This is a genomic window from Burkholderia cenocepacia, from assembly GCF_900446215.1.
Taxonomy (GTDB): Bacteria; Pseudomonadota; Gammaproteobacteria; order Burkholderiales; family Burkholderiaceae; genus Burkholderia; species Burkholderia cenocepacia.
In genome coordinates this window covers 79,692-104,507 of the sequence record NZ_UAQZ01000014.1, presented here as the reverse complement: position 1 = coordinate 104,507, position 24,816 = coordinate 79,692, and the positions used below count along the sequence as shown (strand labels likewise).

The window sequence follows — 24,816 nt, the reverse complement described above, 5'->3', positions numbered from 1 at the left end:
TCTCTCGCGGTTGTTATGCCGGCGTGATGACGTCTTTCAGGAAGAAACCCAGCTCCGGCGCGCAGACGATTTCCTTGACGGATTCGCCAACACGCACGCGGCGACCGCCACGCAGGCCGATGCGGTCGTCGAACTGGGCACCCGCGATACGCGTGCCGTACTCGGCCGTGAAGCCGAACGTCACGTTGGCGCCGTCGACCACGCCCGCGACCTTGGCCGCTGCGGTGTCCTGGTACAGCAGCGACATGCCCCCGCTCCAGGCCGGCGCGATCTTGGCCTGCTGGCCCGGCTTCGACAGGTTCACGCGAGCGCGACCGACCAGAATCTGGTCAATTTCCAGCAGCTCGGCGACCTGCTCGCGCGTGGCCGCGCCCTTGTCGCCAGCATTGCCGTGAACTGCCTTCGCGATCACCGGATGCGTGCGCAGCGCGCGCCACTCCGACTGACCGAGCACCGCGACGTTCGGGCGCATGATCGGGCGGTCGAGCACGTCGAGCAGGAATTCCAGCGGATCGCTGTTCGGGTTGTCGAAACGATCGGTTGCCGCGACGTTCTCCGCATTGCCCTTGTACGTCGCCGGATCGAAGACCGTACGGGACACACGAATTTCGCGATCCAGCAGGATCAGGCCGGCCAGCATCTCGGTCGTGAGCGCTTCGAGACTCGTGTTGTTCGGCGCGTTGTCGATGTCGGTCTGCGGCAGCGGATGATCCAGGCCGTAGTCCTCGGTTTCGGCCTGCAGGCGCTCGCCGTTGAACTCGACCTGGTTGACCTGCGAGCGACGGCCGACCTTCGTGTCCGGAACAGTGAACTGTTGGGCCGGCGGGTAGTACTGGTATGCGAACTGCGTTTTCGCGAGCGGCGACGTGCGCGGCAGAACTTGATCGGCGATCATCGCCTGGTTGCGCACGATCACTGCAATGGCGGTCAACTGCGGATCGATCGGAAACGGACTGGGCATGGATAGCTCCGGTATAGAGTGATTCGAGGGGTGGCCGGTTATCGTCGCGATCAGCGACCGATGAGCACCGAGCCGATGTCGCCGACGACGCCGCTCAGCAGCGCTTCGCCGATCGATGCGTCACCTGCGGCGGCCGGGATGGCGCGGCCCTGGGCGTCGGCCTTGATGCGGTCGCCGCGCGTGACGGCCGCGCCGTACACCACCGGCGTCGGGCCGAGCAGCACGACGTCGATGCGCTCGCCCGCAGCCGCGCCAACATCGGTCGTGGCGCCCAGCAGTTTTTCGCCAGCCGCGCCGGTCGGCGCCGTTGCGTGATCGTCCGCGTCGCCGTATGCGGCGAGCAGACGCGCGCCGAGCGCGGCGGATGCGACGTAGTTCGCAACCAGAATGCGTTTGTTGGTCAGCATGTGAATCCTCTGTCAGGGTGTCGGTAAAAGGCGTTCCAGCGAGCGTCAGCCCTTGCTGACATGCAGCACGGCGTCGGCGTACGACACCGTGATGCCCTTGTCGGACTGGCTCTTCATGAACTCGGTGGCCGCGTTCGCGATCGCCTGCGGGTCGGTGGCATCGGTCTGTGCGTCGCCGATGTCGCGCTGGCCCAGCTTCACGACCGGCGCGCGTGCCGACATGAACTCGGCGAACCACTGCGCGGGCGTCTTCTTCACGGTGCCGTTGCTGGCGGCGAATTCGAACGACTGGCCGCCGGCTTCAATCTGCGCCATGAACTCGGCCAAGCCGGACTGTTCGGCGGGCAGCACGCGGCCTTCCTTGACCCAGCCAGCGATCTGCGTCGAGATGCGTTCGGCGCGGCGCTCGGCTTCGATGGTTTCGGCACGGGCGTTGGCATCGGCGATGCGCTGGCTGAATTCAGCGGTTGCGGCCTCGCGGCCCCGAGTCATGGCTTCCTGGCGCGCACGGTCCAGGTCTTGCTGCGTGATGGTCACGTCGTTACCTCCGGGGTGAGAAAAAGCGGAAGCTGCGACGACGGGCTCAACGTCGTTTGCCGCACGCGCAGCTTCTTCGATGGAATCGATCTGCCAGTTGGGCACCACGGCATCGGCCACGTCCTGGCCACGGTCGCCGATCAGCCATTCGCGAACACTACGGAACAGGCGGGCAGCCGTTTCAAGCCCCCAACCGAGCTGCGTGACACCGGGCGCGGCGAACTCGAAAAACTCCTGGCCGTCCGCGAACTCGACCGGCCGCAGGCCGTCGATCGCAGGTGCGACTGCGCCGAGCCAGCCGACATGGCGCACGCGCCAGCCGCGCTGCTGGTCCTTGAACACGGACACGGAACGATTGCGGTACGCGCCGGACTCGACGCCGGCTTCGAACTGCGGGTTGATGTCTTCGAAGCGCGCGAACAGCAGATCGCCGTCGCGCTTCAGCTCGGCCGTCCAGGCATAGGCCGGATCGTTGTGCTTCGGATGACCGAGCACGGCGGGCGCTGCGCCAAGCGCGTGATTCTCGACCATCTGGTCGAGATCGGCGCGCGAGAAGCTGATTGGTCGCCCGTCAGCTGCAACATGGTTGCCGGCGCGAAACACCTCGATCCAGTTGGCGAGGCCCTTGGCTTGGGGAGAAGTGGTCGTGTCCATGCCTCGCAGTCTGCGGGGCGCGGAACAGGAAAAAATGGTGAACCATTTCACAAGCAAATGGTTCTCTGTGGCGATCTGGGAGGGAGACGGATTTAAACGGCCTAGGAGCCGTTGGCGGGGTCGGACGACCGTAGAGTCGTCCAACAGGTCATCAGCGGTTTTTGATGACGTTTCAGCGCTTTTTGAAAAGGGTCTGGCTGGAGGGGGCGGCGATCACTCGAACAGGTCGCCGCTGGACGGTTCTGCGGGATGCTCGCCGAGTATCTGGAACACGCGGCGCATTGTGTACCCGGTGCGGATCGCGATCTGGTCGACCGTGAGCCGTTCCATGCGGAGCTGGCGAACGATCTGATGCCGTTGCTGGCGCGTCACGGCGTCCTTCTTCGGCAGCATGACAGTCTCGCCACCGAAGCGCTCGACCAGGGCGACGAACGCGACTGGGCCAATGTGCTCGACCAGCATGTGCTGCGGATCGACTCGCTTGGGCACCGACAGATATGCGCCGCCGCGCCAGTCGATCAGCGCGAACGCAGCCGCCTCACCAACGCAGTCGATGAGTTCGCGCAGCAGCTCGGGCAGCGCAGCACGGTTGATGAGGGGCGGCGTATTCATGCGGTCGTTTCGGCATCAGGTTGCACGCGAAGCAACCATTTCTTCGCGGCTTCGATCAGATACTGCAGCTGGTCGGCTCGGGCGAAGCGCAGCGCGGCAAGCGTCGGAATGCGACCTGTCGCCCACGATTCCAACGCTTCGGCCGTGTTCACGCGCACCGCGCCGCACATCGCGAGCTGCGCCCACAACGCGGACAGCTTGCGCAGCTGCGGTTCGTTCCATGCACCAGCAGCGGCCTGCGGCTTCATCGAGTCGAGCAGCTTGTGCAGCCGTGCATGCGCCTCGCGACGTTGCTTGGCTGACAGCTCGGTGGCCGAGCGCACGCCGAAGTGCGCCAGAAGCCAATCCTTGTACTGGTCTTCGCTCATGCCGGCCTTCATCGCCTTCAGGCGAACCATCTGGCTGTCGCGCTTCGACGGATCTGTGGACAGCGCCATGTCAGCGGGCCTCCGCTTTACGTTGCAGGTGCTCGAGTAACACACGGGCCTGAGCGGCGTTCGCAAACATCGACGCGAGGTGCGGCTTGTTTTGCTCGACGTACGCGATGGCGGCTGCGAATGCCGCGTCCCGCGTGCGGCCCGTCCCGACCGGTGCTCCGGACAGCAGGTGCGTGACGGTCCAGCCGACGACTCGCCCCCAGGTGTCGCAGTCCGCGTGCATGCCGAACGAAGCGTCGGTGTACGGCAGTCGAATGCTATCGCCGCGCACCGTTTCCACTTCTTCGCCATCGACGACCTCATAGAAGATCTTCACGTCCATCACAGTGTCACTCCCCGCGAGGTTTCGGTGGGCACGGTGCACACGAGCGGATCGGCACCGAAGTAGATGCGAACGTGGCCGATACCCAAGCCGTCGAGCAGCATCGCCGCGACGACCGCTGCGCCAACGGCAGACAGCGCTATCACGACGTAACGAACAAGCGTCATCGTGCCTCCTGCGTGGCAGACAGCAACGATTCGAGCGCTGGCACATGACGCTCGCCGGAAACGTGCCCCGCGCACGCGCCGAGCGCGAATTCGACGGCAGCACGCTGGTCGTCGGCCAACGCCACGGAACGGTCCAGCTCGTGATCGATACACGTCAGGCAAACGTAGCCGCCCATCCGATCAACGCGAAGAGGCGTGTGCTTATGCTCGCCGCACGATGCACACGCTGTCGCCTGCTTGGTCGCGTAGGTGAACCCCTCGGCCTCCGGCTCGTTGGTAGTGGAAGCTCGGGCTTCGTCGCGCTCGTTGATGAGGTCGCTGACGATCTCGACCGGCGAGTCGTTCCAGCTATAGCCGGGCACCATTCGCACAATCTGTTCAAGCAACGCATAGCCGATGTTCGCCATATCCGCGACCGTATGCTGCGCGTCCGGTGCGAAATCTAGATCGTCGGAGCTGAACGCAGCCCGCTTGTCCGCAGGCGAGGATGCCGAATTCAGACCCGGCCGGCTGACGCAAAGCCTGAACGTCTCCGCGCATAGTTCCGCGAAGCGCTTCGGGACCATCCGCGCTTCCGACCAGTCCGGGCAGCACGCTTCGTAACCGACCGGAATATCCGCGAGCCGACCGCACTCGGGGCAGAAGCGAATCATTTCTTCGACTTGCGCTGCTGCGGACTGCTCGACAGGAGACGCCAGCAGTCCGATTGCCCGCTGCAGCACCGGGTATTGCCACGCTGGCAAATTCGGGTTCTCGCCAATGCGAAACAGGTCAGCGGCGACCTGCTGCGGTGAGTGCGTGCCCGTCACGCTCTGTTCATTTTTCGTCATTTTGGGGTTCCTCGGCTGCATCGTCAGTACCCGGCCACCACGCCGGATAGACACCCGCTCGCGCGGGCGTTTCGCATCAGTTCACGGCGTCTTTCAGTGCCTTGCCGGGCTTGAATTTCACGGCCTTGCTGGCGGCGATCTGGATCGATTCGCCCGTCGCCGGATTGCGGCCGGTGCGTGCTTTGCGCGCTGCCACGGCAAAGGTGCCGAAGCCCGACAGCGCCACGTCGCCGTCTTCCTGCAGGCCGAGCTGGATCGCGTTCAGCACGGCTTCGACGGATTGAGCCGCCTGGGCCTTCGTCAGCTCGGCGTTCTTCGCCACGGCGTCGATGAGTTGCGACTTGTTCATGAGGGTGTTTCTCCTGGTTGAGGTAGGTAGCCGCGAAGCGCTCGCGGCGGGCGTTACTGCAATCAGACGTACGACGGCGTGCGGTTCCAGCCGATCAGGTTTCCGGTGAACGGCAGGCCGTACCGGTCGGCGAAGTACGCCACCATGTCGCGCCAGCCATCGAAGCCATCGGCGCGGGCCAGCGCTTCCGCGTCAAGCTCGTCCAGCAACCGTGCGCCGACGAATACCTGCGGCACGCGGTCGCCGAGCGGCGGGAGAATCTGGATGTCCGACACGTATTCGCAGACTTCCTGCGCGATGATCCGAGCGCGCGGCGAGCGCTGCTCGACGTACATGCGCAGCACGTCGCCGGGCTCCGGGTCGCGGCCATCCGCACGTTTCGCACGGATGGTGTGTGGCTTGTAGCCGCCGGTTATCAGCGGCTCGAACTGCAGCTGGAAATTGAGCAGGTGCATGGCCAGCCCCTCACAGCGACGCGAAGTCGAGGCTGATCGGCGTGTATTGTTCGCTGCCCTCGACGCGCTCGTAGAAGCGCATATACGTCTTCGTGCCGACGACCTGCACCGACTCGCCGATCGCCTGCATGGCGCGTTGCCACTTGTCGTCCGTGATCTCCAAGCGGCGCAGCGCAAGTACGCGGCCGACGTTGATCTTGCCTTCCTTGTCCGTCTCGAACGCCTGCTGAACCAGCACCTGGATCTTCGGATCGCTGCCGCGCGCCCATTCGTTGATGCACTCGTCGATGAGGGTCTTCGCCGCCTGCAGGCGCTCGTCGAACGACATGTTTTCCGCGCGCTGGATGACGACCTTCAGCGCACCGTCAAACGAATGCAACGTCACGTTGCCCTTGGCCCCGCCGATCTTCACGTCGTACTTGTCGGCCGACAGCGAAATGAACGCGTTGGCGTCGCCGAATGCGCGCTCCTTCAGCTTGCGCAGCGCAGCCTGCTGCGCCTTCACAGCGACGATCAGCTCGCGCACCAGGCCATCGCGTTCCAGGTCGATGTCGCGGATCGTGGCTTCCGGCACCAGATGGCCCCGCGCGTTCTTGCGGTAGCCGGCGGGAATGGTTTCAATCGTCTGCTCGGTCATGATGGGTTCCTTGGTTTCAGCTTCAGTTGTTGGCGGATGTGTGCGGGCATTTCAGCTTTCGGCAGCGTGGCGTCGACGTGTATCGGGCCGGGCTCGGGCGGCACTGGCGTTCGCCGCTCTTCGACCGTTCCAGTGCCGGACACGCCGCGCAGCTGCGCTTCTCGGGCATCCTCGACTCGTCCAGCCGCGCGGGCGCTTCGGCTGGCCATCACCGATCGAAGCCAGCCGTGCGACTTCAGGGGCAAATCGAGCTTCCCGGCGTGCGCCTGGTCGACGGCGTATGCCAGCGCCGCCGCCCAGGTGTCGATCGGTGCCGCGTACGTGGTCCCGTTCCAGCTCACCTGTGCCGCGCGCATTTCGGGCACCAGCTCGCGCATCAGCGCAGCCATGCGGCCCCATGCCATCTGCGACTTGCGCGGCCCGAACAGGCCGAGATAGCGCAGCAGCGGCTTGACCAGCGTTTCGCCGGCCGGATGAATGTCGGCGAGCGCCATTACGATGTCGCGCATGCTGTCGTCGGCCAGGATCACGTCCAGGCTCATGCGGGCGCGGCAGTTCGGGCAAACGACTTCAGGAAGCGGCATTGCTGCCTCCCGTGCGCTCGACGGCGGTGTCCTGTAAGCGACGGTAGAGCGCGCGCCGCTGATTCGCATACGCGCCCTGGAGCAACGTGAAGTTCGTCTGCGTGCGGTCCAGCTCGCGGCGCATCCAGTCGAGGTCACGCGCCGCACGCCGCTCGTCGCGATCAATGCGGCGCAGCTGGCACTGCGCGCGAACACGTACGACCAGGCGACGCAGCTCGGCACGCACGCGACGCAGGCCCGACAGCAGCTCGGCCAGCACCGGCCCGGCAGTCAGATTGGGCAGGCGCTTCATGCCGTCACCTCGCTGGCTGTACGCGGCTGGAACGTCAGCCACGCCGAGAATGCGGCGGCCTCGCCGGAAGGCGCACCGTTCGCGAGCGCGTCGAGGAACGGTCGCGCATAGCGTCCCGTGGCACGCACGGTGGTACGACCGGCCGTATGGCGGATCGTGATGTGGGAATCGGTTTGATTCGTCATGATGGCCTCACGCGTTGCGCTGGTCGCCGAGCAGCAGCGCGTCGCGTGCGACCGCGTGCACCAGATCGGCCGACAGATCGTGGTTCTTCTTCAGGCCGTAGTCGCGCAGCGCCGGAATAAAGTTCTCGATGAGCATCCGGGCCGAGCCGCGGCAGTAGTGCCAGAGTGCGTCCAGCACTTCGCCGGACAGCTCGCCCTGGTCATCCAGCGCAGCCTGCGCCAGCGCGTCTGCATCCTCGCGCGAGACACCGCGAACGACCTGCGGCCAGAAACCGACGCGCGAGCGGATTTGATCGAACTGGCCGTAGCTGGGCTTGATGAGCTGCAGCAGCCGATCGGTGCCGACCAGGACGATGCCGATCCCGGCCTTGTCGCGAATGCGGCGCAGGTAGTGCAGGCAGCTCGGCATCATCGTTTCGGCTTCGTCGACGATGATGAGATACGTCGTGCCCGTCAGTGCCTCGGTGATCGACGCAAACTTGGCATCGAGCGTGCGCGCCATCGGGGCCGACGATGCCGTCAGCAGCTCATCGAGCATCACGGCTGGCGACATGTTCGGGTTGGCTTCGATGATGATGGTGTGGCTGTTCTGTTCCTTGTATTGGCGCACGGCGTCCGTCTTGCCAACACCAACGAAGCCCGTCAACACGCCGAAATTGCGGTACTTCCGGGCGCGGTCGCACACGACATTTGCGAGCTGCGACACGCTCGTCTGGACGTGCGGCATCGTGTTGATCGTCGCGCGACCGGTGTACGTCGACAGCGCATCGGACATCATGCGCAGCCACTTCGTCGGCTCGGTCGTGTACTTGCCGTTCAGCACCGTGGACATGGTGCCGACGTTGACGCGCGACAGGCGCGAGAGCCACGAGCGCGTCTTTCCGATCTCGGCGAGCTGCGCCACGATGGCGGCTGCTTCGGCCCGGTTCGCTTCGCTGTAGTGCTCGGGCCACTCGACCGGAACGGCCACGGCGTTGTCGTTTTGGTTCTTCGAAGTCATGGTCACTCCTTATTCGTTGTCGAGCAGGTCGATCACGATGCCCTTGCCAGGGCGATCCAGATCGATGACGGGTTGGACGTTGAGGTCCGGCAGGTGGGCAAGCTGTTCGTCGACGGTGATGCTGTCCTGGGCACGAGCACGGGCTTCGTCGGCCTTGCGTTCCAGCCGCTTGACCTGGCCTTGCAGGCGTTTTTCGCGCTGCTCTTCCAGGCGCGACTGCGGTACGACGCCGATAGTGCGGACGATCGCGGCCTGGCACACGAACCGGTCTTTCGCGTCGTACAGCCACACCGTGCGGTCGTCGTGCAGGTCGTATTCGATCGTCAGCGACTTGCCGTCGTACAGCGCCAGCTCGGCCGCGTAGTACTGGCGCTTGTGCAGCTCGACCATCTGGCGGCGCACGGTGCGCTTCTCGCGCGGCCGGACGATCGCTTCGGCGGACAGCACGACCGGATTGCGTTCGAGCGACGCCCACACCTGGGCCGGCGTGCGACCGTCCAGCACGTCCATCGGCGTGTGGTTGTATTCGTGGATGAAGTTCGCCAGGCTCGCCATGTACTCGGCCAGTGACGGCAGGCGACGCTTGCCCGAACGCACCTCGACGGACAGACGGCGATTCACCTCGGCAGCCATGTCGTTGCCGCAGTAGAACTGCCCGCCCGCGAAAAACTTGTCGTGATGGTCACGCACGGTGCGAAACCAGCGTTCGATCCAGCCCTTGCCGTGTGGATTGCCCGGCAGCGCGCCGATCACGTCCATTTCGAAACGTGCGTAGAAACCCGTCGCCTGGTCGTTCAGCATCTTGGCGCGATAGCCTGCGCCACGGTCCAGGTAGAGAAACAGCGGCAGGTGGTCATAGGTCTGCATCGCGTGCGACAGCGCGAACACGGTCGACAGCGCCGATTCGGACTCGGACAGATACCAGCCCGGCACGTACCGCGAACGGATGTCGATGAACGCCGTCAGCTCCGGCCGGAACAGACCGCCCGTGTTCGGATGCGCCACGTAGCAATCGCTGGTGTGGCCGTCGCCTGCGTAGATGTCGCCCACCTTGATCTGTTCGAGCGTGCGCGGCTGGTACTTCTGGTGCCGCAGCTTGTGCAGGTGTTTGCCGACGCGGGCCGGGCTGTTCTCGCCGAGCGTCGCCGGCAGCGACTTCAAGTAACGCGTCACGCGCGAGTCGGTCGCGGTGTCGAATCCCTCTTTGCGCAGCTTCAGCGCGACCGCTGCGTAGGTCGGCTTGCTGGGAAGGTTGTACAGCGCGGTTGCGCGCAGCTCCCAGCCGTAATCCTTGCGCACGCGGCCGGTATGGGCCGACAGCAGGCCGACCTTGCCTTCGCGGCGGTAGCCGGACAGCCAGCGCTTGAGCGTGGACACGGACGGCACCTCGCCCAGGCGGGCCAGCAGTTGCTTTTGCACGGCCGAATCGGTGTCGCGCAAGCGCTCGGCCAGCAGCGCCGCAACGTTGTTGACGCTGGCGCCGGCCTGGATCAGCTGCACGCCGGGGCCGATCAGCTGGAAGCGCAGCTCAGCCGTCTGCCGCTGCGCTTCGGTGGCGATCAGCCACGGATCGCTGTTGAGCGCAGCCGGAACTTGGCTGGTCATGATGTCGGATTTCAAGAGTACGGATCGCATATCGCACCTGGTCGGGCGGTAGTCGGTCGGATGGATGGATTACTTCGTCGGGGCGGTGCGCGGACGGCCGCGTCGAGGGCGCTCCATTTCGCGTTCCCACTCGCGCGCCTTGGCCTCGTGGTCGTGCTCCTGGATCAGCGCGCGGTATTCGAGCGCGCAGCGCGTGGCCTCATCCGGCGAGAACGTATCGAGAACGGACTGTTCACCGTTCAGCAATGCGCCGAAGCTGCGGTGCATGTCGGCGATCTGGCCGCCGATGACCGCGTGCAGCGCCGTGAGCGAGCCGTACAGGTGCCGGATGACGGGGGTATTCCACTCGGAATCGTCGGGCAGCCCATTCGTCAGAAACTCGCGGCCGAGCCGGCCGATGTCCTCGACCGCCATCAGCGCTTTCTTGTGCAGGGCCGCGCACTCCAGGCGAATGTCCTGGACGACGACCGGAACGTCACCGCCGGTCTTGACGCGGCCTTCGCGCAGCACGCGCAGCTCTTCCTGCAGGCGGTCGCGCTCGCGCTCAAGCTTCTCGTTACGGGTGGAAAGGTCAGTCCGCTTCGCGTTCGCATCGCGCAGTGCGACGCGCAGATCACGCACGGACAGCGCGGTCAGCTCGCCGAACTTCGCGTCGTCTTCGAACAGGTCTTGCAGGACTTCGGGGTCGGCCTTCGCCAGTTCAAGCACCTTCATCTTGGGCAGTGCCAAGACACGATCGCGGTCACTGCCAGACAAGCTCGCCGCGAACTTGGCATACGACATCAGCTCGCACGCACGTTGCTGCGGAATCCCGCGTTCTTCCAGCGCCGGAAGGAATTCCCCGTGCGCGCAGTCGGCCCGAACACTCAGCAGGAGGGTTCCAGCCTCAATAACGAACCTGGTAGCACGGTTGACGCGGTCGACTGCGCGTTCCAGGCGGTCGACGATCGGCGCGTCAAGGTCGATCCCCAGTGCCTGGGCAAGGTCTGCCTCTTGTGCGGTGAACGCGAAATTACCGGACACCGGTGATTTGCCATTCGCAGGAACGACGGCATTCGCTGTTGCATGCGCGGCAGCAACCACCTCGGAGGTCGGCCGGGACTTTTTGGCGGACGTGCTCATGCATCCACCTCCCCAGGCTTCTTCATGCCCAGGGCAACCGCTACATCATGCCCCTTGCCGTAGTTGGCTTTCTGGACGCCACGGATGACGCGCGAGACCAGCACGTAGTCGTAACCGTGCTCTTGCGCCCACTCTTTGATGGTCTTTCCCTGTTCGCGCAGCTTGCGCTTGACGGCTTCACCTGTCATATTTGCTCCGCAATTGACAACCATATGGACAACGTTTGAAGCACAATAGCAAACAAACGTTGGCCATGCAAGAGGCCGACCATGGAAAACAACGTAGGTGCGCGTCTGCGCGAGGAAAGAACCCGTCTCAACCTTAGCCAGAGTGCATTTGCGGACGTTGCGGGCGTAACAAAGACAACACAAGGTAACTACGAGACAAACAAACGTTCACCAGATTCCATATATTTGGCGGCCATCGCGCAGCATGGTGTCGACATCCAATACGTGGTCACTGGGCAACGTGCAGCACATTCCGGGTTTGCCGTCGATACGGTAAAGTCGGCGGTGGAGAAGGCTTTCACGATGGTTTCGGCTGCCAACATGGCGGTTACGCCCGCACAGTTGGCGGCTATGGTCGTGGCATTTCTCCCGGAGACCCAGGCAGGATCGGTGGACGATCCGACTCCATCCGGTGGGGGGCACCGTGTTCAAGGCGACGGAAACATGGTCGCGAGTGGAAGTGGGATCACGCAGGTCGGCAGTCGAGTGCGTATTCGCACGGGCAAAAAATGAAGTCCAATTGATGCTCAAGACAATTGCCGACGGCATCGAGGGAATATGTAAAGCATGGCAACAAAATCGGGGAAAACGCTCGGCACAATGAGCGCATCGGGGTTCGGCATCATTCAAGTTGCCGGTGATTTGTCGATTACGCAGGTGCTGCAGTCAGACGCGCCACCGGCAGAGGCCGTTGAACGGCTGTCGCGCGAAGAACGCGCGCAGCTATCAGCGTGGGCGGAAGAAGTAGTCGCGGCCGAAGCCGGGCTTGTGACGACGAAGTTGGTACGGGCGTCCCTCAACACACATCTGGGCGTGAAGAGTGTCGACGAAATGATCGCCGACATGTTCCCGCGCGCGAACGTGTATCTCAATGGATGGCGTAACTGCGCATTTGGTCGGGAATTGTCGAACGACGCAATGATTGCTCAGGTGATGCGAATCTGGGCTATCGTTCCTCACGTCAAAGTAGCGACATTGGAATTCAGTCGCACCAATTTCAATCGTGAGATGCTGCGAAATATGACAGCTTGGGAGTTACGCGCTACGCTCGCATTCGCGATGACAAAATGGCAATCGTATTGGGAAGCGCGAAATGCTTAAACTTGCCCGGACGATATCGAGCTGCCTCGCGCTGTTGGCGTTGAGCGCTTGTGGCGATTCTCAAACGGTCGTAGGAAACAACGCTGAAGAGATCCGTCAGTATCGCGAACAACGAGACAACGCGCAGAAATTTCGCGACGCCATCGTGAGATCGATGAATCACACCACCGAATTGATGTCGAGGTTCCTTTCCGACCCGAACGCGTTTACCCCACCCGATGCCTATGCGCTGAAATCTGGAATGGAAAATATCAAACTGGCCGGACAAGCATCGGATTTGTTCGGGAAACCGATGTCCGAACCGCTTGGATGGTGCACCATGCTCGGTCTCTCAGCAGGTCAAGCTATTGAAGAAACGATTCGCTCCATATCGGAAACAGATCGGAAGCAATGGGCCGAAAAGAGCATACAGGCCTACCAGAACAACATCAGCGATTGCGATCGACAGTTACAGAATCCGCCCAAACCGCAGGTGTTCATCCAGACCTCGAAGAGCGCTTCCGCCCCGCGCCGGAACTGTGAGCCGGAAGCGCTACTGAAGCCCGCTGAGCAAGACAAGATGCTTTGGCGATGTGATGATGACAGCGTCTCGAAATCGTGAAGTAAAAAGCTGGTTCTAGTTTTCGGCTCCCGTTGGTGAAACATTTCATAAAGCCTGCTTGATCCCTAATCCGTAACCTGAAACCTCATCAGGTTACGGGTGCCGCCGTCGCGAATGCACCCAGTTATTGGAGTGCTCCTCGTGAAGGTTTCCCGTCTTAAATCCCCGCGTCTTACTGTTTGGCTCGTCGCCAGCATCGTGCTGGCGATCCTCGCCTATACCACCCGGCAGTCCGATCCGCTGCTGTCCGTCACGTTCTACAAAGCACACCTCATGTCGCTTGGCGGCTGGGGCGGCTACTGGCTCGATCGCCTCATTTTTCCGTACGCGCGGCCGCACGAATTTGTGCCGACTCTGGATCAAGTTGAAGTCGACATGGCTGGCGCCGAACTGAGCGAATTCGAATGCGAAATCGCGCTCGATCCTCGCGTGCACGCGGAATTGTTCAAGGCAGCGAGTTTGCGCCGCGCGATCATCGTCGCTGCCAGCCTGATTTGCGTGGGCCTCGCAGCATGATTCTCGATGCGATCCTGCGCGCGCTGCGCGACGACATTATCCGAACGCTTCGCGCGCTGGCCCTTTCTGTGGCCGCGATCGCCGTCCTGGTGATCGTCGCGCTGGTGCTTTCCTCGTCGGCCCACGCGCAGGTGCCCGCCGACGCTGCCCGTTATCGGCTCGATCTACGGCGCCAGGCGCAGCTCGTCTGGGGGCTCGAAGCGCCGGTCGCAACGTTCGCCGGACAGATCCATCAGGAAAGCCGCTGGCGGGCCAACGCAAAGAGCCCGGTAGGTGCGGAAGGCTTGGCGCAGTTCATGCCGTCGACAGCAGGCTGGATTAGCGGTGCATATCCCGGCCTGCGCGACAACGATCCGTACAACCCGACCTGGGCAATGCGTGCATTGGTCACGTACGACAAGCACCTGTACGACCGCGTGAAGGCCGCCAACCCATGCGAGCGCATGGCGTTCGCGTTGAGCGGCTACAACGGCGGCTTGGGATGGGTCTACAAGCGCCAGAAGCTGTCCACGTCACCGCAGTATTGCCTGGGCAAGACGTGCGACATCAATCCGGGCATCGCGCCCGGCAACCAGCGCGAGAACGCTGACTATCCGCGCCGCATCCTGAAGCAACACGAACCGCTGTACGTTCGCGCCGGCTGGGGAATCGGGAGCTGCACGCCATGATCGATCTTCCGGAACTTGATGCGCGCTACCTGCGCGCGATCGGCGCCGCAGTCGTGGTCGTGCTGATCGCGACGCACGGCGCCGCGTACTTCATCGGCCGCGCCAACGGTAAGAGCGCCGCGACGCGTGACAACGCGACAGCGGCGCAGCGCGCATACCAAGGCGACATCAAGCGGATCGACCGCGATATCAAACGCGGACAACAGGCCGGACAGCGCGCAGACGCGAGCGTCCAGCGCGTAGACCGCTACTTCCACCAGCTCGATGAGGATGCCCGTCATGACCCGCCTGCACCTGCTGACGATTGCGTGCTGCCTGATGTCCGCCTGCAGCGCTGGCGTACCGCCAACGCCGGACCCTTTGCGAGTGCCGCCACCGCCCAATCTGACGCGAGCGCCGGACACGCTGCCGCAGCCGGCGAGCGGCCGCATGCCGGACCTGGAAGCGAACCACCGTGACGTTGCGCGGCTGTACTACGGCCTGGCAGCGCGGTTTTGTGGCGTGCTCGCGGCGATCGACTCGATGCCCAGTGGATGCGCGCCTTTTCTGTTGATGGATAACGATGATGAATGAACGCGAGTTCGAGCTGGCACAGCAAATCGAACAGATGCAGCGTGATGTAGCGATCGAACTTGCCCGCGCGCAGTGCCACGGCGCGGGCGCCGAAGAATGTGTCGAATGCGGCGAACCGATCCCCGCCGCTCGACGCGCATGCGTGCCATATGCGACACGCTGCACCGAATGCCAGGGACGGTTTGAGCAACGGAGAACAGGGTATCCGCGATGACTGGTAATGATTTGAACGACAAGCTGCTGCTGGCGCTGGGCAACATCCAGGGCGAGCTGCGCGGTATCCGCGAAATGGTGCAGCACGGTCAGCAGGCGACCAATCAACGTATCGACGATCTGAAACAGACCGTGTCCGATCGCATCGACGGTCTGGAAGATCGCGTGAAGACGCTGGAGGGCGATCACGGCAAGCTGATGGCGAAGACGGCTGGACTCGGCGGTGTAGCCGGTGGCGCGATGACGGCGCTGGTTGAAGTCGTGCGTTACTTCGCAACCAAGGGTTGACGCATGGCCCACGACCAAAAGGTCCGCAACCAGTTGCGTGCGAAATACCTGCAGGGCATGCCGCTGACGACGGCCGCAGACGTGTGCAAGGTGTCGTACCAGACCGCACGCAACTGGAAGCGCGCTTCGAAGGAGGCGGGCGACGATTGGGACATCGCGCGGTCGGCACAACGCATGTCCCGCACCAACATCGACAACATGACTAGCCAGGTCGTCGAGGAAATGTCGGTGCAGTTCCTTGCAATGCTCGAAGAGCTGAAGAACAACCAGAAGCTGCAGCCGGTGCAGAAGGCCGACATTCTCGCGCGCCTGTCCGACAGCTTCATCAAGACGGTGAACGCGGCCGGCCGCTCCAATCCGAAGCTCGCTACGCTGTCGATCTGCATGGATGTGCTGCGCGACTTCGCGTCGTTCGTCCAGACGAAGTATCCGAAAGAGCACGCGCGCTTCATTGCGTACCTGGAAGAGTTTGGCCAGGAAGTCGCGAAAAAATATTCCTGATCCACGATGGCAAAGAAATCCAACGCCGCCGAACAGTTCCTGAAGGAGCTGATGGCATTCACCGACGACCAGCGCCGCCTCATCGATGCCGCGTGCGACGGATTCGCGGTGGACGAAGACGCGCGCCTGGAGCGGCGTATGCGCGTGTTCTCGGGCGACTATCGCTTCTTCTTTCAGACCTACTTCCCGCACTACAGCAACGCGGTCGAATCATCCGTTTTTCACGACTGGTGCTTCGACAACCTGCCGCCGCGCATCGCCGCAAAGCAAGGCAAGCTCATCAATCTTTCGGCACCGCGCGGCGAAGCGAAATCAACGTTGGTTACGCAGGTTTTTACGTTGCTTTGCATCATCCGCCAGGCGAAGAAATTCATCCCGATCGTGATGGACAGCAGCGACCAGGCGCAGATGATGCTGGAGGCGATCAAGGTCGAGCTGACCGACAATCCGCGGCTCGCGATGGACTTTCCCGAACACGTCGGCAAGGGGCGCGTTTGGAACGTCGGCGTTGCGCTAACGGCAACCGACATCAAGCTGCAGGCGTTCGGCTCGGGCAAGCGGATGCGCGGTATTCGGCATGGCCCGTTTCGGCCTGACCTGGTGTTGCTCGACGACATCGAGAACGACGAGAACGTGCAGCAGAAGACCCAGCGCGACAAGCTTGAACGCTGGGTCAAAAAGGTCGTGATGCCGCTCGGTCCGCCGGACGGCTCGATGGACATCATCTACCTCAACACGATTCTGCATTACGACGGCGTGGCCAACCGCGTGCATCGCAGCCCGCTATGGGAGTCGCATAAATTCCGCGCCATCATCGAGTGGCCGAAGCGGCTGGATCTGTGGGAAAAGTGGGAAGAAGTATTCCTGAATGAAGGCGAGGAAGCATGCGACGCGTTCTATGCGCAGCGCAAGGCTGAAATGGACGATGGCGCTGTCGTATCGTGGCCGGCCATGCGCCCGCTGTTGCGCCTGATGAAGATTCGCGCGAACGATCACCACGCGTTCGATTGCGAATATCAGAACGATCCGACCAATAGCGAGAACGCGCCGTTCCAGAAGCTGGTGTACTGGGTGCATCCGTCCGACGCCTGGATTTTCTTCGGTGCACACGATCCGTCGATGGGCAAGCACAACAAGGGCCGTGACCCGTGTGCGTGCCTGGTCGGTGGCCTCAACCGCAAGACCGGTGTGCTCGATGTGGTGGAAGCGAAGATCGCACGCATGTTGCCCAACCTCCAGATCGAAACGATTATCGCGTTCCAGGAGCAATACGGTTGCCTGGTATGGGGCATCGAGATCATCCAGTTCCAGGAGTTCTTCAAGGATGTGCTGGTCGAACGTTCACAAAAGCGAATGATCCCGGTTCCGGCGCGCGGCATCCGCTCCAGCGACGACAAAGACCTGCGGATTCTGTCTCTTCAGCCGCACTGCGCGAACGGCACGGTTCGCCTGCACAAGAGCCAGACAGTGCTCGTCGAGCAGTTGACCCACTATCCGGAAGCCGATCACGACGACGGCCCGGACGCGTTGCATATGCTGTACATGCTGGCCTATTCCGGCCTCGGCTCGGTCATCCCACGAATCAAATCAGGCAAGCGAAAGGTATCCGTTTATGGTTCTTGATATCAAACGACTGGTTCGATCGGTGCGCGGCGTGTTCGGTCAGCAGGCCGCAGCAGCCGACACCGATCCTTATTTCTTCGGCCGGCTGCACATGCTGCCGAACCCAGACCCGGTGCTGCGCGCGATGGGCGTCGCCGACACGGTCTATGCCTCGATCATGGCCGATGCACACGTCATCGGCGAGATTCGATCGATTCGCGGCGAGTTTCGCGGTATGGACTATCGCGTCGTGACGTGGGCAGAAGATGACGCGAAAGCGCAGCAGGCGCGCGACCTGTGCGAGCGGTGGATGCAAGGTTTCAGGCCGAATGCGGTCGTGACCGACTGGCTGGAAATCATGTGGCAAATGCTCAGCGCGATTTTCACCGGCTACCGCGTCCACGAGCTGGTGTGGGATGCCTGGGAAGGCTTCGTCGTCCCGGTCAATGTGATCGATCGGCCGAATCGACGGTTCGGATTTGACGTCGACGCACAGCTGATGCTCAAGACGCGCGCAGAGCCGGTGGGCGCCGTAGTCGAAGATCCGTATCGATTCATTGTGTCCCGGCACGTAGCCACGATGTCGAATCCGTACGGTTCGCCGCTGCTGTCGGGGTGTTTCTGGCCGTGGACCTTCAAGACGGGCGGCTGGAAGTACTTCGTGAAATTCTGTGAGCGCCACGGCTTGCCGTGGCCGGTCGCGCGGTACGGGCTCGGCGCGTCGGAAGCCGAGCAGGATCAACTGGCGCAAGCGATCGAAGCGATGATCGACAGCGGCTATGCAGTCGTGCCGGAGGGCTCCAGTGTTGAATTGCTGGTCGCGAACACGTCGGGCTCGATGTTGCCGCAAGAATCGCTCATCAACGCGGCGAACCGCGAGATGTCGAAGTGCCTCACCGGTCAGGCGATGATCGCCGAGCTGCAGAACGTCGGTGCACGGGCCGCAACCGAAACGGCAATGAAGCGCCAGAGCGATATCAACGATTCCGACCGAGACATCGCGTCGGCGTCGATGTCGCAGATTTTCCGGTGGATCACGACGTTCAATTTTGGCGAGGACGTGCCGTCGCCCGAGCTGGAGTTTTTCCAGATCAACGCGGCAGGCAAGGATCGCGCGGAAACGTATCAGATCGCGGCGAATATGGGTGCGCGGCCGTCTCGCAAGGCGATGCTGGAGGAACTGAACATCCCGCAGGCCGCTGATGACGCTGACGCGCTTCTGCCCGCACCGAAGCAAGCGCCGGCTGCCGAATTCGCTGCTGCTGACGACGCCGTGCTGATCGAGTCGGCGCAGGCCGAGGACGTGCGCGTGCGATCGGCGGCCGACGCGGCGGATGCGGCGCTGGAAGCGGCTGTCATCGAGCCGATTGCGCGGATGCTCGACCAAGCCGAGCGCGACGGACGATCGCTGGCCGAGATCCAGACCGAGTTGACGAAGCTCGTCGGCGAGATCGATAACGCCGAGCTGATCGGAGTCATGCGGCAGGCACTTCAATGGTCGTTCGCGCAGGGATACGTCGACCAGGATACGGAAGCGGCCGATTGAATGCCGTTCAAACACGTTTTATAGGGCCTTCAAAGGAGCCAACAATGTCGACTCTCACGGCAGAACAACACGACCTGCGCGACAAGATCGTGGCGCTTTCGGCAGCACTGAACACGCCGACCAGCTCGCCGCTAAAGCTGGCTTCCGAAATCATGGCTTTTGGCGCGTGCGCGCATCGCGCGAGCGACACCGACATGCCGATTCCGGACGAAGTACTGCTGGCACTGGATGACGATCTACGCCGACTTGCGCTGTCCGGCATCGTGCTGGTTCTGCTCGGCACGCTGCAGCAGGAAGGCGCGTAAATGGCTGTCCAACCGTTCGGCGTACAGGCCGAAAACGCGCTCGCCAACCTTCGCAGCAAGGTGCCGGTGGAAACCGAGCGCTGGAACGACATGCTCGGCTCGATGCATGCCACCCAGTTCACTGTTGCAGGCACGCCGCTCGATGTGGTCAGGGATATCCACGCGTCGCTGGTACGTGCGATGGAATCCGGAACGACGCTCGCGCAGTTTCGCAAGGATTTCGATGAAACGGTCCAGCGTTCCGGTTGGACGTATCGCGGCAAGCGCGGTTGGCGCACTGAGCTGATTTACCGCGCGAACATGCATTCGGCGTACATGGCTGGCCGGTGGCAACAGATCGTCGAGAATGCCGATCGGCGCCCGTATCTCGAGTATCGCGCCGTGCTCGATAGTCGCACTCGACCGCAGCATCGCGCCTGGAACGGCACGCTTCTGCCGGTCACGTCGGGTTTCTGGCGCACACACTATCCGCCGTGTGGTTGGGGTTGCCGGTGTACGACTCGCTCGTATTCCGAGGCCGAGATGAAGGCGGCGGGAAAACAGCCGTCGTATGAGCCGGACGTGCGCTATCGGCTGGTGACGAACGCGGATGGAGAGGTGACCGACCGCGTACCGGTCGGCATTGATCCTGGCTGGGATCACAACGTCGGCCAGTCGTGGCTCGGCCCCGACATGGCGCTCGGTCAGAAACTGGCGAGCCTGCCGGTCGACATGCAGAACAATGCCGTCATGAATTCGGTCGGGCTGGAGTACCGCGAAGCAATGGCGCAGCGCTGGCGCAACTGGCTCGACAAACCGGTGACGCCGCTGCAGCCGGCCGAACCTGTTGTCGTCGGATTCATGGAGGCGGAACTGCCTGCCGTCATCGCCCAGGAGTTTCCGACGTATACAACTGAGTCCCTGGTTGTGGTCGCACAGCCGGCGGTAGATGAGGCCGTTGCGCCAGCCGGCTACAAAGCGCCGCTGGCAAGCTGGCCGCGATCTTGGCTCAATCGGTTGCCTGCGTTGTTGTGGGATTACAAGGCGGTGCTGGTCGACACGGCGGATACCGGCGCGACGCCGCTGGTGATTCTGGTTCCGGACGGGAAAATCGGCGGCAAGGTTCCGGTGATTCGACTGCGCGTCGACCAGGTATCGGACGGCAACCAGAGCGGGACGGGTATCGAAGTGGGGACGATGGACGCCGCGGACGTGTCGTCGGCACGGTATCGGGTCGTCAGCGGGGCACTTTGACCGATCGATGGACGGGATTCGGGCGGGTGTTGGACGAATTTCTGCCTAAATCCGCCCCGATTTTTGGCAACTTTTGGGTCAAATTAAACGTCGATTGCCAATTCTGGGTTATCCACAGCCCGAACCCCGACAGACAAGGCTTTCCGGGCTTTTTTGGCCTTTTTTTGCCTTCCCTGACTATCTCAAACTAAACGTCCCCCCTCTCGGCGGGATCGCGCAGCTCTTTTGCGGGCTCGACGTGATGGGGCGCGGCGACGCGCTGATCGCGGCGGCGGGCGGTCACGTGACGATTCACGAGAAGTGGTGGAACCCCGCGCGTGCGACGATCCGCTACGCGGACGGGCGCACCGTCGAACTCGATGCGCCGGTCGAAGGCGGCGGGCTGAACTACGAAACCGCGCATTTCTGCGACCTGCTGCGCGCGGGCGAAACCGAAAGTCCGATCATGACGCACGATCATTCGCGGCAGATGATCGCGATGACCGATGCGGCGCGCGCCGTGCTCGGCGTGCGCTATTCGGGCGAATAGGCGGGACGGAGGGGCCGGGCCCGCGAGCGCGGCCCGGCGCGACTGCGTGGTTCAGTGCCGCGACGGCAGCGACAGGCGCTTTTCGTACCAGCGCTGCACCCATTCGAGGATCTGGCACAGGATCCAGTACACGGCCGCGGCGGCGAGATAGAGCGGCAGTGGCTGATAGGTCGCCGCGATCACTTCCTGCGCGCTGCGCAGCAGTTCGGTCACGGTGATCACGGACACGAGCGACGTGTCCTTGATCAGGCTGATCAGGCTGTTGGACAGGCTCGGCACCGCGATGCGCAGCGCCTGCGGGCCGATCACGTAGCGCAGCGTCTGCCCCCACGACAGCCCGAGGCTGTACGCGGCGAGCCACTGGCCGCGCGCGATCCCGTTGATCGCGCCGCGCATGCTTTCCGACATGTACGCGGCGACGTTCGCGGACAGCGCGATGACGCCGGCCGGCGTCGGGTCGAGCGAGATGCCGAGGCTCGGCAGCCCGTAATAGATGACGAAGATCTGCACGAGCAGCGGCGTGCCGCGCATCAGGCTCACATACGCGCGAGCCAGCCACGCGAGCGCGTTGACCCAGATGCGTTCGAAGCCGTCGAGCGCCTCGCTTTGCCGGATGCCCATCATCGCGAGCACGACCGCGCCAAGCAGGCCGAACACCATCGACAGCACGGCGAACTTGACGGTCAGTACGGCACCCTGGGCGAGCACCGGCAGCGATTGGACGAGCAGGGACGTTGTCGACATGGAATACGAATCGAATGCGTGCGCGAAAGCGCAATCATAAACCGGACCAATAAAACAAAGGGCGGCATCGTTGCGGATGCCACCCTTTCCGGCCCGCCGTCAGGCGGGAAATGCAGGCGTGCTTACTTGATCGGTTTCGTCACGTCGATGCCGAACCACTTGTCCGAGATCTTCGTGAACGTGCCGTCGGCCTCGAGTTGCGCCATCGCGTCGTCGATCGCCTTCTGGAACTTCGGGTTGCCCTTCTTGAACGGGATGCCGGACGGGTTCGCCGAGCCGACGTTCGCGCCCGGGCGCAGCGGCAGCTGGGAATTCTTCGTCAGGTACGCGAGCATCAGGCGGTCGTTGAGCGCGGCGTCGAGGCGGCCGGCCGCGAGATCGCGCAGGTACTCGGGCGCGCCCGGGTACGTCTTCACGTCGATGCCCGGCACGGATTTCGCCATGTCCATGTAGTTCGTGCCGAGCGCGACGCCGAGCTTCTTGCCCTTCAGGTCTTCCAGCGACTTGAACTGACGCGTGTCGTCCTTGCGCTGGATCAGCTGCGCGGACGAGTACGTGTACGCCGGCGAGAAGTCGAGCGTTTCCTTGCGCTTGTCGGTGATGCCGACCTGGTTGGCGATCACGTCGAACTTGCCGGCCTGCAGGCCGGCGATGATCCCGCTCCATTCGGTCGTCACGAATTCGGCCTTCACGCCGAGCTTCGCCGCGACGGCCTTCGCGATGTCGACGTCGAAGCCGACGAGTTCGCCTTGCGGGCTCTTCGAGTTGAACGGCGGGAACGTGCCTTCGAGGCCGACCCGCAGCGTGCCGCGTTGTTTGACCTGGTCGAGGAGGTCGGCCGCGTGCGCGGTCGCCGCAGCGAACGACGTGCCGATCACGCCGGCCACCAGCAGCTTCTTCAGCAGCGAAAATTTCATCGTGTGTGTCCTTGCCCTGTCGGGGTCAATGGTTTTGGTCATGCGCCGATGATAGCAAAAATGCTATCGATGACTAAATATAGTTTGCTTATGGCTATATTACGCGGTGCGTTCGCGGGCGATCGCCTTCACGCATTCCGACACGAGTGCCGGACCGCGATAGATGAAGCCGGTATAGAGCTGGACGAGCGCCGCGCCGGCCGCCAGCTTCGCGCGGGCGTCCTCGCCGGAGAAAATGCCGCCGACGCCGATGATCGGCACGTCGTTGCCGACTTCCGCGTGCAGCTTGCGGATCACTTCGTTCGACGCGTCGAACACCGGGCGGCCCGACAGGCCGCCGGCTTCGTCCGCATGCGGCAGGCCCTGGACGGCCGCGCGCGACAGCGTCGTATTGGTCGCGATGACCGCTTCGATCTTGTGGCGCAGCAGCGTGTCGCCGATTTCCTTGACCTGCTCGTCGTCGAGATCGGGCGCGATCTTCAGCGCGAGCGGCACGAGCTTGCCGTGCAGGTCGGCGAGGCGCTGCTGCTTGTCCTTCAACGCGGCGAGCAGCGCGTCGAGCTCGCCCGCGCCCTGCAACTGGCGCAGGTTCTTCGTGTTCGGCGACGAGATGTTGATCGTCACGTAGCTCGCGAACGGGTACACGCGCTCGAGGCAGTACAGGTAATCCTCGGCGGCGCGCTCGATCGGCGTGTCGGCGTTCTTGCCGATGTTCAGGCCGAGGATGCCGCGATAGCGGGCGGCCTGGACGTTCTTCACGAACTGGTCGACGCCGTGGTTGTTGAAGCCCATCCGGTTGATCAGCGCCTCGGCCTGCGGCAGCCGGAACATCCGCGGGCGCGGATTGCCGGGCTGCGGGCGCGGCGTGACGGTGCCGACTTCGATGAAGCCGAAGCCGAGCGCCGCGAGGCCGTCGATGGCTGCGCCATCCTTGTCGAGGCCGGCCGCGAGGCCGACCGGATTGCGGAACGTGAGCCCCATCACGGTGCGCGGCGCGTCGGGCACGCGGGCCGACAGCGCGCAGGCGAGGCCCGTGCGGCCGGCCGCGCCGAGCGCGCGTAGCGTAAGGTGGTGAGCGTCTTCCGCATCCATTTTGAACAGGGATGCGCGGGCCAGCGGGTAGAGGGAACTGAACACGGGAATTGGGCGGACGGCCGGAATGAATGACAACCCGCTATTTTACCGGGAGTTGCGCGGCACGGGCGCGCTTCGCTTCGTAGCCGCCGCGGCGTGCATCAGCCCGAGCCGGAATGCCCACCCGGCAACGGCGCGCGCGCCAGCGCCGCGTCGACGGGCGGCAGGTCGACGCGCTCCGGATCGAGCGTCTTCCAGCGGCCGTCGATCAGCCCTTCGAGCGGATGGAAGTTCGCCTTGTAGGCCATCTTCGGGCTCTCGCGGATCCAGTAGCCGAGGTACACGTAGGGCAGCCCGAGGCTCTTCGCCTGTTCGATCTGCCACAGGATGTTGTAGGTGCCGTAGCTCGTGTGCCGGTCGTCGGGCTCGAAGAACGTATAGACCGACGACAGCCCGTCGCCGAGGATGTCGATCATGCTGACCATCCGCAGCTTGCCGGGTTCGCCGCCCGGTGCGTCGAGGTCGCGGAATTCGACGAGGCGCGAGTTGATCCGGCTTTGCAGCAGGAACTGTTCGTACTGGTCGCGGCTGTCGCGGTCCATGCCGCCGCCCGCGTGGCGCGCGGACTGGTAGCGCATGTAGAGCGCGTAGTGCTCTTCGTCGTAGTGCAGCGGCGAGACCGTCGCGACGAGTGCGCGGTGCCGCTTCCACATCCTGCGCTGCGTGCGCGTCGGCGCGAACTCGCCGACCGGCACGCGCACCGGTACGCATGCGCGGCAGCCGTCGCAGTACGGGCGGTACGTGAAGACGCCCGAACGGCGGAAGCCGGCCTTCACGAGCTCGGTGTAGATGTCGGAATTGATCAGGTGGCTCGGCGTCGCGACTTGCGAGCGCGCGATGCGGCCGTCCAGATAGCTGCACGGATAGGGCGCCGTTGCATAGAATTGCAGCGCCGAAAGCGGTGAAAGCGGCAGCTCAGTCGGGTGAGTCATGGGCAGCTCTCGATGCAGGGAAGGAGTGCC

36 protein-coding genes, 1 other RNA gene and 1 pseudogene are annotated in these 24,816 nt (G+C 63.4%); 15 read left to right on the top strand and 23 right to left on the bottom strand.

Going from position 1 to position 24,816, the window contains the following annotated elements; all coding sequences use genetic code 11:
* Nucleotides 1-13: 13 nt before the first annotated feature.
* From DTA15_RS27170 to DTA15_RS27085, 19 genes are all read right to left on the bottom strand, one after another.
* Nucleotides 14-961, bottom strand: coding sequence for a hypothetical protein (locus tag DTA15_RS27170; RefSeq protein ID WP_006484206.1), 948 nt, complete (start codon nucleotides 959-961; stop codon nucleotides 14-16).
* 50 nt (nucleotides 962-1,011) lie between these two features.
* Nucleotides 1,012-1,368 carry a DUF2190 family protein gene (locus DTA15_RS27165; RefSeq protein ID WP_006484162.1) on the bottom strand — a complete coding sequence of 119 codons (357 nt, stop codon included), beginning with the start codon at nucleotides 1,366-1,368 and terminating at the stop codon, nucleotides 1,012-1,014.
* A gap of 45 nt (nucleotides 1,369-1,413) precedes the next feature.
* Nucleotides 1,414-2,559, bottom strand: coding sequence for a hypothetical protein (locus DTA15_RS27160; RefSeq protein WP_006484117.1), 1,146 nt, complete (start codon nucleotides 2,557-2,559; stop codon nucleotides 1,414-1,416).
* A 213-nt stretch (nucleotides 2,560-2,772) separates the two neighbouring features.
* Nucleotides 2,773-3,171, bottom strand: coding sequence for a hypothetical protein (locus DTA15_RS27155; RefSeq protein ID WP_006484119.1), 399 nt, complete (start codon nucleotides 3,169-3,171; stop codon nucleotides 2,773-2,775).
* A complete protein-coding gene (locus DTA15_RS27150; protein ID WP_006484158.1) occupies nucleotides 3,168-3,608 on the bottom strand; it encodes a regulatory protein GemA in 441 nt (146 codons plus the stop codon). The genes DTA15_RS27155 and DTA15_RS27150 overlap by 4 nt, the downstream gene beginning before the upstream one ends.
* Nucleotide 3,609: 1 nt before the next feature.
* Nucleotides 3,610-3,930: a hypothetical protein gene (locus tag DTA15_RS27145; RefSeq protein ID WP_006484225.1), complete on the bottom strand. Its 321-nt coding sequence runs from the start codon at nucleotides 3,928-3,930 to the stop codon at nucleotides 3,610-3,612.
* A complete protein-coding gene (locus DTA15_RS38720; RefSeq protein WP_006484220.1) occupies nucleotides 3,930-4,097 on the bottom strand; it encodes a hypothetical protein in 168 nt (55 codons plus the stop codon). The genes DTA15_RS27145 and DTA15_RS38720 overlap by 1 nt, the downstream gene beginning before the upstream one ends.
* Nucleotides 4,094-4,927 (bottom strand): hypothetical protein, encoded by an 834-nt coding sequence (locus DTA15_RS27140; RefSeq protein WP_006484140.1) that lies wholly within the window; start codon nucleotides 4,925-4,927, stop codon nucleotides 4,094-4,096. The genes DTA15_RS38720 and DTA15_RS27140 overlap by 4 nt, the downstream gene beginning before the upstream one ends.
* A 9-nt stretch (nucleotides 4,928-4,936) precedes the next feature.
* Nucleotides 4,937-5,004, bottom strand: an RNA gene (locus DTA15_RS27135) — hammerhead ribozyme type II.
* The gene (locus tag DTA15_RS27130) at nucleotides 5,004-5,276 is read right to left on the bottom strand and encodes an HU family DNA-binding protein (RefSeq protein WP_006484135.1); all 273 of its coding nucleotides are present in this window, start codon (nucleotides 5,274-5,276) and stop codon (nucleotides 5,004-5,006) included. The genes DTA15_RS27135 and DTA15_RS27130 overlap by 1 nt, the downstream gene beginning before the upstream one ends.
* A 62-nt stretch (nucleotides 5,277-5,338) precedes the next feature.
* Nucleotides 5,339-5,731, bottom strand: a complete 393-nt coding sequence (locus DTA15_RS27125; protein ID WP_006484203.1) for a hypothetical protein — start codon at nucleotides 5,729-5,731, stop codon at nucleotides 5,339-5,341.
* A 10-nt stretch (nucleotides 5,732-5,741) separates the two neighbouring features.
* Nucleotides 5,742-6,368 (bottom strand): DUF3164 family protein, encoded by a 627-nt coding sequence (locus DTA15_RS27120; protein ID WP_006484130.1) that lies wholly within the window; start codon nucleotides 6,366-6,368, stop codon nucleotides 5,742-5,744.
* Nucleotides 6,365-6,952, bottom strand: a complete 588-nt coding sequence (locus DTA15_RS27115) for an HI_1489 N-terminal domain-containing protein (RefSeq protein WP_006484204.1) — start codon at nucleotides 6,950-6,952, stop codon at nucleotides 6,365-6,367. Before DTA15_RS27115 ends, DTA15_RS27120 begins: the two co-directional genes overlap by 4 nt.
* Entirely contained in the window at nucleotides 6,939-7,244 is a 306-nt protein-coding gene (locus DTA15_RS27110; protein WP_006484217.1) for a hypothetical protein, read from the bottom strand. Before DTA15_RS27110 ends, DTA15_RS27115 begins: the two co-directional genes overlap by 14 nt.
* Nucleotides 7,241-7,429: a hypothetical protein gene (locus DTA15_RS27105; RefSeq protein ID WP_006484199.1), complete on the bottom strand. Its 189-nt coding sequence runs from the start codon at nucleotides 7,427-7,429 to the stop codon at nucleotides 7,241-7,243. Before DTA15_RS27105 ends, DTA15_RS27110 begins: the two co-directional genes overlap by 4 nt.
* 7 nt (nucleotides 7,430-7,436) lie before the next feature.
* Nucleotides 7,437-8,429 (bottom strand): AAA family ATPase, encoded by a 993-nt coding sequence (locus tag DTA15_RS27100; RefSeq protein ID WP_006484208.1) that lies wholly within the window; start codon nucleotides 8,427-8,429, stop codon nucleotides 7,437-7,439.
* Between the two features lie 9 nt (nucleotides 8,430-8,438).
* Nucleotides 8,439-10,034, bottom strand: a complete 1,596-nt coding sequence (locus DTA15_RS27095; protein WP_006484178.1) for a Mu transposase C-terminal domain-containing protein — start codon at nucleotides 10,032-10,034, stop codon at nucleotides 8,439-8,441.
* Between the two features lie 69 nt (nucleotides 10,035-10,103).
* Complete coding sequence (locus tag DTA15_RS27090; protein ID WP_012492582.1) at nucleotides 10,104-11,156, bottom strand: hypothetical protein; 1,053 nt, start codon at nucleotides 11,154-11,156, stop codon at nucleotides 10,104-10,106.
* Nucleotides 11,153-11,344, bottom strand: coding sequence for a DNA-binding protein (locus tag DTA15_RS27085; RefSeq protein ID WP_006484183.1), 192 nt, complete (start codon nucleotides 11,342-11,344; stop codon nucleotides 11,153-11,155). The genes DTA15_RS27090 and DTA15_RS27085 overlap by 4 nt, the downstream gene beginning before the upstream one ends.
* Nucleotides 11,345-11,425: 81 nt before the next feature.
* On the opposite strand from DTA15_RS27085, the gene DTA15_RS27080 reads away from it, so the two are divergent.
* The 15 genes and pseudogenes from DTA15_RS27080 to DTA15_RS27015 form a co-directional block, all read left to right on the top strand.
* A complete protein-coding gene (locus DTA15_RS27080) occupies nucleotides 11,426-11,896 on the top strand; it encodes a helix-turn-helix domain-containing protein (protein WP_012492584.1) in 471 nt (156 codons plus the stop codon).
* A 54-nt stretch (nucleotides 11,897-11,950) separates the two neighbouring features.
* Nucleotides 11,951-12,484, top strand: coding sequence for a hypothetical protein (locus tag DTA15_RS27075; protein WP_006484125.1), 534 nt, complete (start codon nucleotides 11,951-11,953; stop codon nucleotides 12,482-12,484).
* Nucleotides 12,477-13,085: a hypothetical protein gene (locus DTA15_RS27070; RefSeq protein WP_012492585.1), complete on the top strand. Its 609-nt coding sequence runs from the start codon at nucleotides 12,477-12,479 to the stop codon at nucleotides 13,083-13,085. Before DTA15_RS27075 ends, DTA15_RS27070 begins: the two co-directional genes overlap by 8 nt.
* 141 nt (nucleotides 13,086-13,226) lie before the next feature.
* A complete protein-coding gene (locus DTA15_RS27065) occupies nucleotides 13,227-13,601 on the top strand; it encodes a putative holin (RefSeq protein WP_006491508.1) in 375 nt (124 codons plus the stop codon).
* Nucleotides 13,598-14,269, top strand: a complete 672-nt coding sequence (locus tag DTA15_RS27060) for a transglycosylase SLT domain-containing protein (protein WP_006484177.1) — start codon at nucleotides 13,598-13,600, stop codon at nucleotides 14,267-14,269. Before DTA15_RS27065 ends, DTA15_RS27060 begins: the two co-directional genes overlap by 4 nt.
* The gene (locus DTA15_RS27055) at nucleotides 14,266-14,727 is read left to right on the top strand and encodes a hypothetical protein (RefSeq protein WP_006484148.1); all 462 of its coding nucleotides are present in this window, start codon (nucleotides 14,266-14,268) and stop codon (nucleotides 14,725-14,727) included. The genes DTA15_RS27060 and DTA15_RS27055 overlap by 4 nt, the downstream gene beginning before the upstream one ends.
* A complete protein-coding gene (locus DTA15_RS38715) occupies nucleotides 14,699-14,842 on the top strand; it encodes a hypothetical protein (protein ID WP_006484200.1) in 144 nt (47 codons plus the stop codon). The genes DTA15_RS27055 and DTA15_RS38715 overlap by 29 nt, the downstream gene beginning before the upstream one ends.
* Nucleotides 14,832-15,056: a TraR/DksA C4-type zinc finger protein gene (locus tag DTA15_RS27050; protein ID WP_012492586.1), complete on the top strand. Its 225-nt coding sequence runs from the start codon at nucleotides 14,832-14,834 to the stop codon at nucleotides 15,054-15,056. Before DTA15_RS38715 ends, DTA15_RS27050 begins: the two co-directional genes overlap by 11 nt.
* Nucleotides 15,057-15,067: 11 nt before the next feature.
* Nucleotides 15,068-15,343 carry a hypothetical protein gene (locus DTA15_RS27045; protein WP_227743223.1) on the top strand — a complete coding sequence of 92 codons (276 nt, stop codon included), beginning with the start codon at nucleotides 15,068-15,070 and terminating at the stop codon, nucleotides 15,341-15,343.
* A gap of 3 nt (nucleotides 15,344-15,346) precedes the next feature.
* Nucleotides 15,347-15,844 carry a DUF1804 family protein gene (locus DTA15_RS27040; RefSeq protein WP_006484211.1) on the top strand — a complete coding sequence of 166 codons (498 nt, stop codon included), beginning with the start codon at nucleotides 15,347-15,349 and terminating at the stop codon, nucleotides 15,842-15,844.
* Between the two features lie 6 nt (nucleotides 15,845-15,850).
* Nucleotides 15,851-17,467, top strand: coding sequence for a phage terminase large subunit (gene terL / locus DTA15_RS27035; RefSeq protein ID WP_006484219.1), 1,617 nt, complete (start codon nucleotides 15,851-15,853; stop codon nucleotides 17,465-17,467).
* Nucleotides 17,457-18,992 (top strand): phage portal protein family protein, encoded by a 1,536-nt coding sequence (locus DTA15_RS27030; protein WP_012492587.1) that lies wholly within the window; start codon nucleotides 17,457-17,459, stop codon nucleotides 18,990-18,992. The genes terL and DTA15_RS27030 overlap by 11 nt, the downstream gene beginning before the upstream one ends.
* 44 nt (nucleotides 18,993-19,036) lie before the next feature.
* Nucleotides 19,037-19,297: a hypothetical protein gene (locus DTA15_RS27025; protein ID WP_006484136.1), complete on the top strand. Its 261-nt coding sequence runs from the start codon at nucleotides 19,037-19,039 to the stop codon at nucleotides 19,295-19,297.
* Nucleotides 19,298-20,530, top strand: a complete 1,233-nt coding sequence (locus tag DTA15_RS27020) for a phage head morphogenesis protein (RefSeq protein WP_006484205.1) — start codon at nucleotides 19,298-19,300, stop codon at nucleotides 20,528-20,530. It abuts the gene before it with no gap.
* Nucleotides 20,531-20,738: 208 nt separating this feature from the next.
* Nucleotides 20,739-21,059 (top strand): annotated as a pseudogene (locus DTA15_RS27015) (oxidoreductase); the annotation flags it as partial.
* Between the two features lie 51 nt (nucleotides 21,060-21,110).
* Here DTA15_RS27015 and DTA15_RS27010 read toward each other — a convergent pair.
* From DTA15_RS27010 to DTA15_RS26995, 4 genes are all read right to left on the bottom strand, one after another.
* A complete protein-coding gene (locus DTA15_RS27010) occupies nucleotides 21,111-21,803 on the bottom strand; it encodes an amino acid ABC transporter permease (protein ID WP_006484207.1) in 693 nt (230 codons plus the stop codon).
* A gap of 122 nt (nucleotides 21,804-21,925) precedes the next feature.
* Nucleotides 21,926-22,720, bottom strand: a complete 795-nt coding sequence (locus tag DTA15_RS27005) for a cystine ABC transporter substrate-binding protein (protein ID WP_006476115.1) — start codon at nucleotides 22,718-22,720, stop codon at nucleotides 21,926-21,928.
* A gap of 99 nt (nucleotides 22,721-22,819) precedes the next feature.
* Nucleotides 22,820-23,857, bottom strand: coding sequence for a quinone-dependent dihydroorotate dehydrogenase (locus DTA15_RS27000; RefSeq protein WP_012492588.1), 1,038 nt, complete (start codon nucleotides 23,855-23,857; stop codon nucleotides 22,820-22,822).
* A 98-nt stretch (nucleotides 23,858-23,955) separates the two neighbouring features.
* Nucleotides 23,956-24,786: an arginyltransferase gene (locus tag DTA15_RS26995; protein ID WP_006484143.1), complete on the bottom strand. Its 831-nt coding sequence runs from the start codon at nucleotides 24,784-24,786 to the stop codon at nucleotides 23,956-23,958.
* Nucleotides 24,787-24,816: the final 30 nt, after the last annotated feature.

What these genes read in the sequence shown, in the direction of transcription:
- DTA15_RS27080 (WP_012492584.1), top strand. Translation starts at nt 11,426, where the DNA reads ATGGAAAACAACGTAGGTGCGCGTCTGCGCGAGGAAAGAACCCGTCTC.
- DTA15_RS27020 (WP_006484205.1), top strand. Translation starts at nt 19,298, where the DNA reads ATGGCTGTCCAACCGTTCGGCGTACAGGCCGAAAACGCGCTCGCCAAC.
- terL (WP_006484219.1), top strand. Translation starts at nt 15,851, where the DNA reads ATGGCAAAGAAATCCAACGCCGCCGAACAGTTCCTGAAGGAGCTGATG.
- DTA15_RS27075 (WP_006484125.1), top strand. Translation starts at nt 11,951, where the DNA reads ATGGCAACAAAATCGGGGAAAACGCTCGGCACAATGAGCGCATCGGGG.
- DTA15_RS38720 (WP_006484220.1), bottom strand. Translation starts at nt 4,097, where the DNA reads ATGACGCTTGTTCGTTACGTCGTGATAGCGCTGTCTGCCGTTGGCGCA.
- DTA15_RS27130 (WP_006484135.1), bottom strand. Translation starts at nt 5,276, where the DNA reads ATGAACAAGTCGCAACTCATCGACGCCGTGGCGAAGAACGCCGAGCTG.
- DTA15_RS27095 (WP_006484178.1), bottom strand. Translation starts at nt 10,034, where the DNA reads ATGACCAGCCAAGTTCCGGCTGCGCTCAACAGCGATCCGTGGCTGATC.
- DTA15_RS38715 (WP_006484200.1), top strand. Translation starts at nt 14,699, where the DNA reads ATGCCGGACCTGGAAGCGAACCACCGTGACGTTGCGCGGCTGTACTAC.
- DTA15_RS27070 (WP_012492585.1), top strand. Translation starts at nt 12,477, where the DNA reads ATGCTTAAACTTGCCCGGACGATATCGAGCTGCCTCGCGCTGTTGGCG.
- DTA15_RS27115 (WP_006484204.1), bottom strand. Translation starts at nt 6,952, where the DNA reads ATGCCGCTTCCTGAAGTCGTTTGCCCGAACTGCCGCGCCCGCATGAGC.
- DTA15_RS27085 (WP_006484183.1), bottom strand. Translation starts at nt 11,344, where the DNA reads ATGACAGGTGAAGCCGTCAAGCGCAAGCTGCGCGAACAGGGAAAGACC.
- DTA15_RS27005 (WP_006476115.1), bottom strand. Translation starts at nt 22,720, where the DNA reads ATGAAATTTTCGCTGCTGAAGAAGCTGCTGGTGGCCGGCGTGATCGGC.
- DTA15_RS27155 (WP_006484119.1), bottom strand. Translation starts at nt 3,171, where the DNA reads ATGAATACGCCGCCCCTCATCAACCGTGCTGCGCTGCCCGAGCTGCTG.
- DTA15_RS27105 (WP_006484199.1), bottom strand. Translation starts at nt 7,429, where the DNA reads ATGACGAATCAAACCGATTCCCACATCACGATCCGCCATACGGCCGGT.
- DTA15_RS27110 (WP_006484217.1), bottom strand. Translation starts at nt 7,244, where the DNA reads ATGAAGCGCCTGCCCAATCTGACTGCCGGGCCGGTGCTGGCCGAGCTG.
- DTA15_RS27090 (WP_012492582.1), bottom strand. Translation starts at nt 11,156, where the DNA reads ATGAGCACGTCCGCCAAAAAGTCCCGGCCGACCTCCGAGGTGGTTGCT.
- DTA15_RS27060 (WP_006484177.1), top strand. Translation starts at nt 13,598, where the DNA reads ATGATTCTCGATGCGATCCTGCGCGCGCTGCGCGACGACATTATCCGA.
- DTA15_RS27150 (WP_006484158.1), bottom strand. Translation starts at nt 3,608, where the DNA reads ATGGCGCTGTCCACAGATCCGTCGAAGCGCGACAGCCAGATGGTTCGC.
- DTA15_RS27170 (WP_006484206.1), bottom strand. Translation starts at nt 961, where the DNA reads ATGCCCAGTCCGTTTCCGATCGATCCGCAGTTGACCGCCATTGCAGTG.
- DTA15_RS27055 (WP_006484148.1), top strand. Translation starts at nt 14,266, where the DNA reads ATGATCGATCTTCCGGAACTTGATGCGCGCTACCTGCGCGCGATCGGC.
- DTA15_RS27140 (WP_006484140.1), bottom strand. Translation starts at nt 4,927, where the DNA reads ATGACGAAAAATGAACAGAGCGTGACGGGCACGCACTCACCGCAGCAG.
- DTA15_RS27025 (WP_006484136.1), top strand. Translation starts at nt 19,037, where the DNA reads ATGTCGACTCTCACGGCAGAACAACACGACCTGCGCGACAAGATCGTG.
- DTA15_RS27165 (WP_006484162.1), bottom strand. Translation starts at nt 1,368, where the DNA reads ATGCTGACCAACAAACGCATTCTGGTTGCGAACTACGTCGCATCCGCC.
- DTA15_RS27050 (WP_012492586.1), top strand. Translation starts at nt 14,832, where the DNA reads ATGATGAATGAACGCGAGTTCGAGCTGGCACAGCAAATCGAACAGATG.
- DTA15_RS27100 (WP_006484208.1), bottom strand. Translation starts at nt 8,429, where the DNA reads ATGACTTCGAAGAACCAAAACGACAACGCCGTGGCCGTTCCGGTCGAG.
- DTA15_RS26995 (WP_006484143.1), bottom strand. Translation starts at nt 24,786, where the DNA reads ATGACTCACCCGACTGAGCTGCCGCTTTCACCGCTTTCGGCGCTGCAA.
- DTA15_RS27120 (WP_006484130.1), bottom strand. Translation starts at nt 6,368, where the DNA reads ATGACCGAGCAGACGATTGAAACCATTCCCGCCGGCTACCGCAAGAAC.
- DTA15_RS27145 (WP_006484225.1), bottom strand. Translation starts at nt 3,930, where the DNA reads ATGGACGTGAAGATCTTCTATGAGGTCGTCGATGGCGAAGAAGTGGAA.
- DTA15_RS27040 (WP_006484211.1), top strand. Translation starts at nt 15,347, where the DNA reads ATGGCCCACGACCAAAAGGTCCGCAACCAGTTGCGTGCGAAATACCTG.
- DTA15_RS27010 (WP_006484207.1), bottom strand. Translation starts at nt 21,803, where the DNA reads ATGTCGACAACGTCCCTGCTCGTCCAATCGCTGCCGGTGCTCGCCCAG.
- DTA15_RS27160 (WP_006484117.1), bottom strand. Translation starts at nt 2,559, where the DNA reads ATGGACACGACCACTTCTCCCCAAGCCAAGGGCCTCGCCAACTGGATC.
- DTA15_RS27030 (WP_012492587.1), top strand. Translation starts at nt 17,457, where the DNA reads ATGGTTCTTGATATCAAACGACTGGTTCGATCGGTGCGCGGCGTGTTC.
- DTA15_RS27125 (WP_006484203.1), bottom strand. Translation starts at nt 5,731, where the DNA reads ATGCACCTGCTCAATTTCCAGCTGCAGTTCGAGCCGCTGATAACCGGC.